We start from the raw sequence: 12,531 nt of genomic DNA, 5'->3' as shown, positions 1-12,531 counted from the left end.
GGACAGCTACCTCGCAGGCCTCCACCTCCGTGGCGCGATGATCTGGATCAAGGACCTCACCCGGACCCGTTGATCACGACCGAATACGCGCCCTAACGCCGCAACGCGGTCCGCGCCCGTCGCCGCAGCCCGCCGCCCCGGCACCTCACGGCAGCACCTCCGACAGCCGGACGAAGCGCCGCCCCTGCGCCAGCAGCCCCGGCACCGCCGCCGCCACCCCGGGGGCGGTTCCGCCGCCAGGGTGGTTCATGTGGCAGATCACGATCGCCCCCGGCGGGGCCGCCGCGATCTCCTGCCGCACCTCGGCGGCGCTGAGCGTCGCCCCGCCGTCGCCGTTCACGGTGAAGCCCGCGGCGCGTTCCCCCAGGTCGGCGACCATCCGGGCGGCGACGTCGTCGTAGTGCGCGGTACCGGAGCGGAAGAACCGCACCGGGTGGCCGAGCAGCCCGGCGAGCTTGTGCGCGTTGCCCGCGACCTCGTCGTACACCTCGCCGACGCCACCGGTGCCGGCGATGCCGTAGGCGGAGCGGCCGGTGACCGAGAGCGGGCGGTGGACGGTGCCGTGGTTGCCGATCTCGAAGAGCGGATCGGCGGCGAGCTGCTTGAACACGTCCGGGTTGGCGTCGATCCAGCGGGCGTTCAGGAAGAGCGTGGCGCGGACGGAACGTTTCCGCAGGAAGTCGATCAGGTCGGCGTCGTACCCGTTCCCGCCGGGGCCGCCGCAGGCGTCGAAGGTGAGCGCCGTCGCGCTCTCGCCGTCGGGCAGCCTGGTGGTCACCCCGGTGACCTCCATCCCCCACTGCTTCGGCGCGGTGCCGCCGTACCGGTCGACCAGCTCGGCCCGGGTCGGCTCCCGGCTCGCGCGCGCGGCGGTCGGGGTGGGCGTCGGGGGCTCCGACGGCGTCGCCGCCGATATCGCCGAGGCCTCGGAGGCCTCGGAGGCCTCGGAAACCGAAGCGGAAGCCACCGGGGCCACCGGGGCCGCCGCCCCGCCGCCCGCCGAGGGCCCGCACCCCGCCAGCGTGCTCCCGGCCACCGCCGCCAGCAGCGCCCGCCGACTCAGTGCCACACCCGCCTCCTCCGCGATGATCCGATCCGCTCGTTATGAATATGAACGGACTATTCGTCACCGCCCGCAACTCGCCGACCCGGCCGACGGCGACCCCCTTCACCGACCCGCCCCCCGCCCGTGGGCCCCGGCTCACCCCTGATTCACCGCCACGGGTAAGGGGCCGAACGGACCCGCCCGCCCCGACCCGGAGGACCCGATGCCCACCGACCACGACACCCCACGCCCCGCCCGTCGCGACCTCCTCCGCACCGGCCTCACCACCGGAGCCGCCGCCGCCCTCGGCCTCGCCGCGACCACCCCCGCCGCCGCCTCCGCACCCGGCGCCCCCGGCACGCCGAACACCCCCGGCACCCCCGGCACCCCCGGCACCGAGCGGACCCTCACCCTCACCGGCCACCTCCCCACCGGCGCCCCCGACTTCGTCTACCTCCCCGTCGAAGTCCCCGCCGGCGTCCGCGAGATCGCCGTCGGCTACGGCTACGACAAACCCCCGGTCCCGGCCGGCACCCCTGGCAACTCCTGCGACATCGGCATCTTCGACGAACGCGGCACCGACCTCGGCGGCCCCGGCTTCCGCGGCTGGTCCGGCGGTTTCCGCACCGAGTTCAGCCTCGCCCGCGACACCGCGACCCCCGGCTACCTCCCCGGCCCGATCAACCCGGGCACCTGGCACCTCGCCCTCGGCCCCTACCAGATCGCACCGCAGGGGCTGGACTACCACGTCCAGGTCACCCTCCGGTTCGGCGCCCCCGGGCCGGCGTTCACCCCGCACTACCCGTCCGAGCGGGCCCGCGGCCGCGGCCGCGCCTGGTACCGGGGCGACTGCCACCTGCACACCGTGCACTCCGACGGACGGCGCCTCCCGGAGGAGGTGGCCGCCGGAGCCCGCGCGGCCGGCCTCGACTTCATCGTCTCCACCGACCACAACACCAGTTCCTCGCACGCGGTCTGGGGCCCGCTGGCCGGCCCCGACCTGCTGATCATCCCGGGCGAGGAGATCACCACCCGCAACGGCCACTGGCTGGCCCTCGGCCTCGAAGCGGGCCAGTTCGTCGACTGGCGCTACCGCTCCCGCGACGAGGAGTACCCGCGCTTCGTCCGTCAGGTCCGCCGCTCCGGCGGCCTGGTGGTGCCCGCGCACCCGTACTGCCCGTACGTCGCCTGCCAGTGGAAGTTCGGCTACGAGCAGGCCGACGGCGTCGAGGTGTGGAACGGGCCCTGGACGTACGACGACGAGTCCGCGGTCGACACCTGGGACGGCCGGCTCGCCGTCGCCCTGCGCGAGGGCCGTTCCTGGCTGCCCGCCCTGGGCAACAGCGACGCGCACAGCGCCCCGCAGGTGATCGGCTCCCCGCACAACGTCGTCCTGGCCGAGGACCTCACCCGGGACGCGATCCTCGACGGGCTGCGCGACGGGCGCAGCTGGCTCGCCGAATCCGCCGCCGTCCAGCTGGAGTTCACCGTCACCGGGCACGGCCGCCGGGCCGGCATCGGCGAGGAGCTGGCCGTCCCGGCGGACGCCCCGCTGGACGTGCGGCTCACCGTCTCCGGCGTCCCCGGCGGGACGGTCCGTCTGCTCACCGACGAGGGCCAGCTGCACCAGGAGTCACTGCCCGCCGACGGCTCCGGCACGGTGGTCTGGCGCACGACGGCCTCGCTCGCCGCCTACGTCCGGGCCGAGGTCCGCCACCCGAAGCCGGACGGGTCGCCGGGCAGGGGCAACGCGATGGGCCCGGACCTCCCCTGGGGCCCGATGGCGGCCCTCACCAACCCGATCGTGCTGCGCGTCGAGGACCGCTGAGCGCTCCGGAGCAGGAGTGGGGACGACTCGGGGCACCGGCGTGGACTAGGTTGATCCCCGAAAGCACCAGTCGTAGGGACGAGGCGGTCGGCTGTCCGTATCCGGGCCGGCCGGCCCGTCCGCACTCCGACCGCCTCGCCCCGGCTACCCGTCCGTCCCCGGCCCGCGAAGGGATCAGCAGCTGTGAACCGTACGACCGTAGGTGGGCCGGAGCTCGGGGGCGGCCGGGGCGCCGGCGGCGTCCTCGTCCTCGTCGACCCGGCCGGGGCCGGCCAGAGCCCGGTCGCGAGCCGGCTCGCGGAGGAGCTGCACCCGAGCGTCCACCTGCGTGCGCACGACTTCCTGCGGGTCATCCGGCGCGGCCAGCTCCCGCCGCACCTCCCCGAGGCCGAGCGGCAGAACACCACCGCCCTCGCCGCCGCCGCGCAGGCCGCCTTCGCCTACGCGACCGGCGGCTACCAGGTCATCGTCGAGTGCCCGGCCGCCCCGCCCACCCTGGACACCTTCCGCCGCGAGAGCCGCACCACCGGCGCCGCCCTCCACCTCGTGGTCCTCCAGCCCACCCCGGGCGCCGTCCCCGGCCCGCACACCCTGGACACCAGTTCCCTCACCCCCGCCGGCGCCGCCGAGTCCATCCTCGCCGCCCTCACCCGCCGCACCCACCTCCTCGGCTGGTGACCGCGCCGGGTGCCCGGGGCCCGGGCACCCGGCCCGCACGGCTGCGCCCCCGCCACCCCGTCGATCGCCTCCCGCGGGAAGTCGGCGTCGCCGTCCCGCGCGCCCGGTAGCCGCCCGGGGTAGTGCGGCGGTGTTCTGAGCCCCCCGGGCCACCTCCGCGCCCCTTTCCCGCCCCGGACCGCAGTCCATCACGTACCGTGTTCGGATCAGCACCGGTTTGGGTACGTACCTCGGCGCGCCCGACGGGTGCCGAGCACCGCGGAGCCGGTCACAGCGCCGCCGCACCGTCACACAGCACGTCCAGCGCCCCCGGTCCGGGGTCGTCACTCCACCGCCGAGACCGGGTACATCACACACCGGGAGACCGACCGTCATGAGCCACGACCACATCCCCGCCCCCGTACGCCGGACCTACGGTGCGGGCGATCTGTCCCGGGCCGCGAGTTTCGCCGGTGGATTCATCAACTTCGGCTACTGGCAGGGCATGGACCTCACCGCCCCGACGACCGAGGACCGGGTCCACAGCCAGGAGCAGCTCTACCGGCGGGTCCTGCGGGAGTTCGCGGAGCCACGCGAGCGGCTGCGGCTGGCCGAGGTCGGCTGCGGGCGCGGGCTCGGCGCGGCGCTCGCCCTGCGCGAGTTCCGGTTCGGGAGCGTGACCGGCGTCGACATCCACCCGGACCAGATCGAGCGCGCCCGCGCCGTCAACGCCAAAGCCCTGGCCACCTACCCCGACCGGCTGGCCTACACCTTCGGATCGGCCAACCAACTCCCCTTCGCCGACGCCTCCCTGGACGGCGTCTACTCCGTCGAGGCCGCCCAGCACTTCCGCGAACTCACCGGCTTCGCCCGCGAGACCGCCCGGGTGCTACGCCCGGGCGGCCGACTCGTCGTGACCACCTTCTTCGCCTCCGCCGGACCGGACATCACCGAGCGCCTGAACATCCTCCTCGCCAGCTTCGCCGACGGCCTCGACGTCCCCCACCCCCTCGCCGCCTTCACCAGCGACCTCGCCGCGGCCGGCTTCACCACCGTCACCACCGAGTCCATCGGCGACGCCGTCTGGCCCGGCCTCGACCGCTACCTCACCGACGCCGTCCCTCCCGGCCACTGGAGCCGCAACTTCCTCCCCACCTGGCGCAGCGGCCTCCTCGACTACCACGTCGTCACCGCCACCCGGCCGGGGCCGGCGGAAACGGCCCGCCAGCCGATCTGACGAACCGCCCTGCGGCAGCGCGGCGGACCTGGCACAGGCCCGTCCCGTCACGAGGCCCTGGCGACTCCCCCGCGCCCTCCGCGCCCGGCGGCCGCGACGCGCCGGATCAGCCGACCGCCGCGCCCACCCGCGGCGCCGGCTCGGCCGCCGGGACGGCCAGGGCCGCCAGCCGGCGCAGGCTGGCCCGGCGCTGGAGCGCGCCGAGGCCGACCGTCGCCGCGCCGAGGGCCAGCCAGCCGGCCGGACCGGCCGTCATCACCACGCCGGTGAGCAGCAGCGGGCCCACCGACTTCTGCACCGACTGGGCCATCCCGGCCACCCCCAGGTAGGAGGCCTGGGCCCCCGGGGGTGCCAGGACGACCGCCAGCTCCCAGGAGCTCACCGAGCGCATCAGCTCCGCCAGCGTGACCAGCATCGCCGCGGCGAGCAGCGCGAGCGAGGCCGTCCACGGCCCGCCGCCGGTGGCGAGCGCGGTCAGCAGGCAGCAGCCGAGCAGCGTCAGGCCGTACCAGCCCACCGCCGCGGCCGCCCCGCGCGAACCCTCCGCCCGTGCCGAGACGCGCAGTTGCAGGAGCACCACGAGCACCGTGTTGAGGATCAGGAAGGCCGGGACGACGGCGTGCGGTGCGCCGGTGTGGTGGACGAGCCAGAGCGGCAGGCCGACGTTGAGGATCGAGTCGTCCAGGTTCAGCGGCATGTCGAGCGCGACGAACAGCAGGTAGCCCCGGTCGCGCCAGGGGCTCGGCACGGCCGCCGGGCGGGCGGCGGGCTCATCTTCGGAGGCCGCCGCGACCAGGCCGCGCCCGGCCGGCTCCCGGGTGCGCCAGACCAGGACGGCGGCGAGGGCGAAGGAGAGCGCGTTGGCCACGATCAGCGCGCGGTAGGCGGTCGTGGTGCCCATCGCCAGGCCGATCGCCGCGATGCCCGCGCCGAGCGCGTACCCGGCGTTGGCCACGCTGCGGAACAGCGCCTGGTACGTGCCGCGCCGCTCGCCCGCGATCCGGGTGGCGAACAGCATCTCCAGGGTCTTGGCCGCCCGTTCGGCCAGGCAGGTCAGGGCGACGGCGGGGAGCAGCGTGGCGAAGTCGTCGACGGCCAGCAGCAGGCCCATCGTGCCGATCCGCAGCAGATGGCACCCGATCAGCAGCCACCGCACCGGCAGCCGTTCGGCCGCCCGCCCGGCGAGCGGGGACCCGGCGATCCCCGCCGCCGCGCCCACTCCCAGCAGCACGCCGAGCTGCCGGGCGTCCATGCCGCACACGTAGGTGAAGTACAGCACCGAGGCCGCCGCCCACACCCCGCTCCCGGTCCGGTCGACGCACTGCGCCAGCAGCATGATCCGCGCGTCCCGCCCGCCCGGCGGCTTCCGCAGCTGCGCCATCAGTCCGTTCCCCCGCATGGCAGGCCCCCCGTTGCATGATCGGCATCAATCTCGACATCAAGATACTTCACGTCGAGATAGATGTGGAAGCCCCGGCCGCGCCCGCCCGCCGCGCCCCGGGCCCGGGCCCGGGCCACCGGACCTCGACGGCGGGCGGGTGGTGCGCCACACTCTCCCCAGCAGCATCCGCGCTCCCAACGCACCGGCACGACGTCACGATCCACCGCCACATCGGAGAGCCACACGGTGACCACTCGTCAACTGCTGCACATCGCCTTCTCGTCCGGCCGAGCCGGGTCCGGTCCCGCCACCTGGGGCCAACAGGCCATCCGGGACGCCGTGAGCCGGCTCGCCCCGGCCGACGCGCCGCGCTACAACATCGCCGCGGCGGCGCCGCTCGACCCCGGGCTGCCGCTGCCCGTCCTGCTCGCCGGCCTGGAGCAACTGCTCCACCTGCACGACTCGCTGCACACCCGGCTGGTGCCGGGCGAGGCCGGCCGCCTGCGCCAAGTAGTCGACCCCGAGGGCCGTTTGGAGGTGGAGGTGGAGCACTGCGCGGAGCCGGCCGATCCGGCCGGGGCGGGCGCGCGGCTGCACGAGGAGCTGGCGGCGCTCCCGTTCGACACCGCCGCCCAGTGGCCGATCCGGGTCGGCGTGGTGGAGGTGGGCGGGTCGGCCCGATACGTGAGCCTGGTGCTCTCCCACACCGCGGTCGACGGCACGGGGATGAACCGCCTGGTGGCCGACCTGACCGCGCTCTGCCAGGGCACCTCGCCGGAGAAGCTGGCCGAGATCCGCGAGCCCGCCCAGCAACCGCTGGAGGAGGCGGAGTTCCAGGCCTCGGAGCGCGGTCGGCGGCGGGACGAGGGCGCCCGCAAGCAGTTCCTGCGCAAGCTGCGGCTGGCCCCGGCCAGGCTGTTCCCCCCGTCGGGCGAGCCGGCCGGACCGGACGCCAGGTTCCCGAACGCCGTCCTGCGCTCGCCCGCGCTGCCCCGCGCGGTGGACCGGGTGGCGGCCGCCCATCGGGTGACGTCCTCCTCGGTGCTGCTGGCGGCGACGGCGGCGATGACGGCCCGGCTGTCGGGCTCGACGGACGCGGTGCTGAACGTCGTGGTCAGCAACCGCTTCCTGCCCGAGCTGACCAACGCGGTGAGCGTCGTCGCGGGCGACGGGCTGTTCCACCTCCCGGACGCCACCGCCGAGTTCAGGGACGTCGTCCGGCGCACGAACGCCGCCGCGATCGGCGCCTACCGCCACGCCTACTACGACAAGCTCCGACTGGAGGCCGAGATCGGGCGGCTCGCCGCCGAGGACGTCCCGCTCGCGGACCGGTCCTGCATCTTCAACGACACCCGCGAGCTGGTCACCGCCTCCCCCGACACCGGGACGGGCGAGGACGCGACCACCCTGACCTGGCCGGTGGAGTTCGAGCCCCGCCCCGGCCTGACCTACGCCCTGGACGCGCTGCAGTCCCCCGGTGCACTGAGCCTGGCCATGACGGCCGACCCGACGGTGCTCCCGCGCCCGGCGATGGAACGCTTCCTGTACGGGATCGAGGAGTTGATCCTCACCGAGGCCCGCGCTCTCGAAGCACCCTAGGCCCTTGTCCGGAGGGCGCCGCATGATGCGTGGCGCCCTCCGGCGCCCCCTCACCAACGGCCCCTCCCCCCGGGCCCGTTGGCCCGCCGCTACGCTGGACCCATGCGGATCCTCATCCTCGGCGGCACCTCCTTCGTCGGCCGCGCGATCGCCGACGACGCCCTGCGCAGTGGCGCCGAGGTCGCCCTGTTCACCCGCGGCCGGACCAACCCCGGCCTCTTCCCCGCCGCCGCCCACCTGGTCGGCGACCGCGACACCGGCGACTACACCGCCCTGCACGGCGGCCGCTGGGACGCGGTGGTGGACGTCAGCGGCTACCGCCCCCGCCAGGTCGGCCAGGCCATGGACGCGCTCGGCGACCGGGTCGGCCGCTACCTGTTCATCTCCAGCCACGCGGTGTACGAGCGCGCCGGCCTCGCCCCCGGCTCGGACGAGTCCGTCCCGCGCCGCGCGCCCCTGCGCGACGCCGAGGACCTCACCGAGGAGACGTACGGCCGGCTCAAGGTCGCCTGCGAGGACGACGTCACCGCCCGCTACGGGGACAGGGCGACGATCGTGCGCCCCGGAAAGGTCGCCGGCCCGCACGACGAGCAGCGCGGGCTCACCTACTGGGCGCGCCGGGCCGCCCGGGGCGGGCGGATCGCGCTGCCGGGGCGGCCGGAGCAGCCCGTCCAGGTGGTCGACGCGCGCGACCTCGCCCGGCTGGTCGTCCGGCTGCTCCAGGACGACCGGGCGGGCGCCTTCCACGCCGTCGGCCCGGCCGAACCGACCACGCTGGGCGGACTGATCGCCACCTGCGCCGAGGTCGCGGGCACCGAGGTGGAGGTCGTCCCGGTGCCGCCGGAGAGCGCGCCGCCGCCGTTCTTCCCGCTGGTCCGGGCCGCGCCGCTCTGGCCCGGACAGCAGCGCAGCGCCGCCCGGGCCAGGGCGGCCGGGCTGCCGGCGACCCCGCTCGCGGTCACCGCCGCCGACGTGCTCGCCTGGGACCGCGAGCGTGGCGAACCGCCCCTCGGCCACGGCTTCACGCCCGAGCAGGAGGCCCGGGTGCTGGCCGAAGCGACGGGGTCGAGGCCCTGAACGGCCGCCGGCCCCGCACCGCACCGCACGACCGAGCAGGACGGACTGCTCGACGGCCACCCCGTCCTGATCGATTGTCAGTGGCACGCGCTATGGTCGGCCCCGAACGATCCCACCAGCACCTGCACAGCACCGCCAGGGGGCACCATGACCGCGCACCGCACCACCGCGCACAGCGCCGGCCCGCGCACCACCCCGCTCGACGCACCCCTCGACACCCCGCTCGACGCGTCGCTCGGCACCGCCGATCTCGTCGAGGGCTGGCGGCGGGTGGGCGTCCGCGAGGGCATGGCGGTGATCGTGCACTCCTCGCTCTCCAGCCTCGGCCGGGTCGACGGCGGCGCCGCGGCCGTGGTGGCCAGCCTGCGCGAGGCGGTCGGGCCCGGCGGCACCGTCGCGGTGCCCACCTTCACCACCGCCGTCGTCCGGGATCCGGCACCGGAGCACACCGGCCCGCCGAGCCCCGAGGTCGCCGAACGGCGCGCCGCCGTCCCGCTGTTCCACCCCGGGCTCCCCTCCCCGATGGGCGCCGTACCGGAGGCGCTGCGCGTGCTGCCGGAGAGCCTGCGCAGCACGCATCCGCAGGCCTCGGTCGCCGCGGTCGGGGCGCACGCCCGCGAGGTCACCGCCCGCCGCTCGCTGGGCTTCGCGGTCGGCCGCGAGTCGCCCTTCGGCGCGCTGCACGACCTCGGCGGGTACGTGCTGCTGATCGGTGTCGGGCACAACCGCAACACCTTCCTGCACTACGCCGAGACCTTCGCACCCAACCGCCGCCTCAAGCTCAGGCGCTTCCCGATGGCGATCCAGGGCGAGCGGGTCTGGATCGAGGCACCCGACGTGGGCGACGACAACGACACCCACTTCCCGGCCGTGGGAAAGGAGTTCGAGGAGCGGGCGGGCATCCGCGAGGTGCTGGTCGGCAACGCGCCCTGCCGGCTGATCCCGGTCCGGGAGCTCATACCCTTCGCCGTCCGCCGTCTCACCGAGCTGCTGGCGGCGGACGGCCCCGGAGCGGCGTAGCCCGATCGACCGCCCGTTTCCTCGGGCGGCCGACCGGACCACACCCGTCACCAGGTCACCGGATCACCAGGTCACCCGGTCACATCCGGGGGCTCGACGCACCCAGGACTCAACGCTCCTCGTCGTGCAGCGAGTTGGTCTCTTGGATCTGCTTCCAGGACTTCGGCTCCACCGGCAGCCGCCCGGCGTCCGCACCCGCACCCGCACCCGCACCCACACCCGGCGCGAGCGAGGCCGCCGCGGCCGGCGCCGGCCCGGTGGCCGGCTTCGAGGCGGTGAACAGCCAGGTGGCGAAGAGGTCCCCGAGCTTCTTCCCGGAGACCTTCTCCGCGTACGCCTGGAACTCCGGGACGGAGGCGTTGCCGTAGCGGCGCTCGGCGGGCCAGCCCTTCAGGATCTGGAAGAACTTGTCGTCCCCGACGGCGTTGCGCAGCGCCTGGATGGCCACCGCGCCCCGGTCGTAGACGGCGCTCGCGAACTGGTTGGCGGCGCCCGGGTCGCCCGGCTTGACGGTCCAGAAGGGGTCGTCGGCCGGGTGTGAGGCGTAGACGTAGTCGGCGAGCTCCTGCGCCGTGCCCTCGTTCTCGTGCTCGGACCAGAGGAACTGCGAGTACCGGGCGAAGCCCTCGTTCAGCCAGATGTCGCTCCAGTGCGAGACCGAGACGCTGTCGCCGTACCACTGGTGGGCCAGCTCGTGGACGACGACGGAGGTGTTGGAGCCGCGCGCGAACTGCCGGGGGCTGTAGAAGACCCGGGTCTGGGTCTCCAGAGCGAAGCCGGTCTTGACGTTGGGCACGTAGCCCCCGACCGAGCTGAACGGGTAGTCGCCGAAGTAGCCGCTCAGCCAGTCGACGATCTCGCCGGTGCGCTCGACACTGGCCTTGGCCGCGTCGGCGTCCTCGCCGAGGTCCTTGCTGTACGCGTTGTAGACGGGCAGCCCGCTCGGTGTGGTGTCGGTCGTGACGTCGAACTTGCCGACCGCGAGGGTGGCCAGGTAGGTCGCCTGCGGCTTGTTCTCGCGCCAGCCGTAGCGGGTCCAGCCGGCCTGCGAGACGGCGCTGGTCAGGATGCCGTTGCTGATCACCTGGTTGCCGTCCGGCACCTGGACCGAGACGTCGAAGGTCGCCTTGTCGCTCGGGTGGTCGTTGCTCGGGAACCACCACCACGCCGACTCGGGCTCACCGGCGGCCACCGCGCCGTCCGGCGTGCGCAGCCAGGCGGTGAAGCCGTACTTCTTCACGGTGGAGGGGACGCCCTTGTAGCGGACCACCACGGTCGCCTGGCTGCCCTTGGCGAGCGGCCGGGCGGGCGTGACCTCCAGCTCCTGCTCGCCGCTGGTGGCGAAGGTCGCCGGGCGTCCGTTGACCCGGACCTCCTGGACGTTCAGCGCGAAGTCGAGGTTGAAGCGGGAGAGGTTCTCGGTCGCCGTGGCGAGGATGGTGGTGGTGCCCTCCAGCTCGTCGGTGGCGGGCTGGTATTTCAGCCGGATGTCGTAGTGCGAGACGCGGTACCCGCCGTTCCCGTAGGTCGGGTAGTACGGGTCTCCGATGCCGGCCGCGCCGGGTTGGAAGTCGGCCGCCGAGGCGGGGACGGCCAGGAACAGGCTCAGGGCGCTGGCAGCAGAGACGATCAGCCTCTTGCGCACGTGGTCCTCCAGGGTCACTGGGACGATGGGTCGGATCGATCCATGTCCCGGTGGCTCCCGGTCCACTCCCCTATTGTGAGATGTTCATGAAAAGAAACAGGCCGACACGGCACCGCTGCGGCACCGTCACACCCCTCGCCCCCGCCCCCTCAGCCGCCGAGCGTCACCGGCGCCCGCACCAGCGAGCCGTACTCCGTCCACGAGCCGTCGTAGTTCTTCACGTGCGGGTACCCCAGCAACTCGGTGAGCGCGAACCAGGTGTGCGCCGACCGTTCGCCGATCCGGCAGTACGCGATCACCTCGCGCTCCGGTTCCACGCCCTTCCCCGCGTACAGCGCCCGCAGTTCCTCCGCCGAGCGGAACGACCCGTCGTCGTTGGCCGCCTGCGACCAGGGGACGTTCACGGCGCCGGGGATGTGCCCGGGCACCTGCGCCTGCTCCTGCGGCAGGTGCGGCGGGGCGATCAGCTCGCCCCGGTACTCGGCGGGCGAGCGGACGTCGACCAGCACCGCGTCCGAGCCGGGCTTGGCGAACAGTTCGGCCTTGCCGAGTACTTCGTCCCGCAGCGCCCGCAGCTCCGGGCGCTCGGGCCCGGTCAGCCGGTAGGCGGTGTGCTGGTAGTCCATCACCTCTTCGGTGAGCCCGCGCCCCTCCAGCTCCCACTTCTTGCGCCCGCCGTCCAGCAGCCGCACGGGCCCGAAGCCGCGCAGCCGCAGCAGCCAGTAGGCGTACGCGGCGAACCAGTTGTTGTTGCCGCCGTAGAGCACCACGGTGGTGTCGTCCTCCACCCCGGCCGCCCGCAGCAGGTGCTGGACGCCCTCCCGGTCGGCGTAGTCGCGGCCGACCCGGCTGTGCAGGTCGGTGGTCCAGTTCCAGCCGATCGCGCCGGGGATGTGGTCCCGGTCGTAGGCGGTGGTGTCCTCGTCCACCTCGACGACCCGGATCGTCCCGTCGTCCAGGTGGTGGGCCAGCCACTCGGTGCGGACCAGCGCCTCGGGGTGTGCGTAGCCGTTGCCGGTCATCCCAGGCCCTCCTTCGCTCT

10 protein-coding genes are annotated in these 12,531 nt (G+C 74.5%); 6 read left to right on the top strand and 4 right to left on the bottom strand.

Annotation, left to right across the window (positions count from 1 at the left end; genetic code table 11):
- Positions 1-145: 145 nt before the first annotated feature.
- Positions 146-1,069 (bottom strand): polysaccharide deacetylase family protein, encoded by a 924-nt coding sequence (locus ABT015_RS27585; protein WP_350883663.1) that lies wholly within the window; start codon positions 1,067-1,069, stop codon positions 146-148.
- Between the two features lie 199 nt (positions 1,070-1,268).
- On the opposite strand from ABT015_RS27585, the gene ABT015_RS27580 reads away from it, so the two are divergent.
- From ABT015_RS27580 to ABT015_RS27570, 3 genes are all read left to right on the top strand, one after another.
- The gene (locus tag ABT015_RS27580) at positions 1,269-2,873 is read left to right on the top strand and encodes a CehA/McbA family metallohydrolase (RefSeq protein WP_350883661.1); all 1,605 of its coding nucleotides are present in this window, start codon (positions 1,269-1,271) and stop codon (positions 2,871-2,873) included.
- A gap of 183 nt (positions 2,874-3,056) precedes the next feature.
- The gene (locus tag ABT015_RS27575) at positions 3,057-3,551 is read left to right on the top strand and encodes a hypothetical protein (protein WP_350883659.1); all 495 of its coding nucleotides are present in this window, start codon (positions 3,057-3,059) and stop codon (positions 3,549-3,551) included.
- 373 nt (positions 3,552-3,924) lie between these two features.
- A complete protein-coding gene (locus ABT015_RS27570) occupies positions 3,925-4,767 on the top strand; it encodes a class I SAM-dependent methyltransferase (RefSeq protein ID WP_350883657.1) in 843 nt (280 codons plus the stop codon).
- Positions 4,768-4,873: 106 nt separating this feature from the next.
- Here ABT015_RS27570 and ABT015_RS27565 read toward each other — a convergent pair whose 3' ends face one another.
- Positions 4,874-6,148: an MFS transporter gene (locus ABT015_RS27565; RefSeq protein WP_350883655.1), complete on the bottom strand. Its 1,275-nt coding sequence runs from the start codon at positions 6,146-6,148 to the stop codon at positions 4,874-4,876.
- A 246-nt stretch (positions 6,149-6,394) separates the two neighbouring features.
- Between ABT015_RS27565 and ABT015_RS27560 the strand changes: the two genes are divergently transcribed.
- The 3 genes from ABT015_RS27560 to ABT015_RS27550 all read left to right on the top strand — a co-directional run bounded on the left by ABT015_RS27560 (position 6,395) and on the right by ABT015_RS27550 (position 9,844).
- The gene (locus ABT015_RS27560) at positions 6,395-7,747 is read left to right on the top strand and encodes a condensation domain-containing protein (RefSeq protein WP_350883653.1); all 1,353 of its coding nucleotides are present in this window, start codon (positions 6,395-6,397) and stop codon (positions 7,745-7,747) included.
- A 102-nt stretch (positions 7,748-7,849) separates the two neighbouring features.
- A complete protein-coding gene (locus tag ABT015_RS27555; protein WP_350883651.1) occupies positions 7,850-8,824 on the top strand; it encodes an NAD-dependent epimerase/dehydratase family protein in 975 nt (324 codons plus the stop codon).
- A gap of 147 nt (positions 8,825-8,971) precedes the next feature.
- Positions 8,972-9,844 carry an AAC(3) family N-acetyltransferase gene (locus tag ABT015_RS27550; protein WP_350883649.1) on the top strand — a complete coding sequence of 291 codons (873 nt, stop codon included), beginning with the start codon at positions 8,972-8,974 and terminating at the stop codon, positions 9,842-9,844.
- 109 nt (positions 9,845-9,953) lie between these two features.
- Here the strand turns inward: ABT015_RS27550 and ABT015_RS27545 are convergent, their stop codons facing one another.
- A complete protein-coding gene (locus ABT015_RS27545) occupies positions 9,954-11,489 on the bottom strand; it encodes a M1 family metallopeptidase (protein ID WP_350883647.1) in 1,536 nt (511 codons plus the stop codon).
- Between the two features lie 149 nt (positions 11,490-11,638).
- Entirely contained in the window at positions 11,639-12,511 is an 873-nt protein-coding gene (locus tag ABT015_RS27540) for a sulfurtransferase (protein ID WP_350883645.1), read from the bottom strand.
- Positions 12,512-12,531 lie beyond the last annotated feature (20 nt).

Origin of the sequence: Kitasatospora sp. NPDC094016, from assembly GCF_040304045.1 — a bacterium.
Taxonomy (GTDB): Bacteria; Actinomycetota; Actinomycetes; order Streptomycetales; family Streptomycetaceae; genus Kitasatospora.
This window is presented reverse-complemented; position numbering and strand designations above follow the sequence as displayed.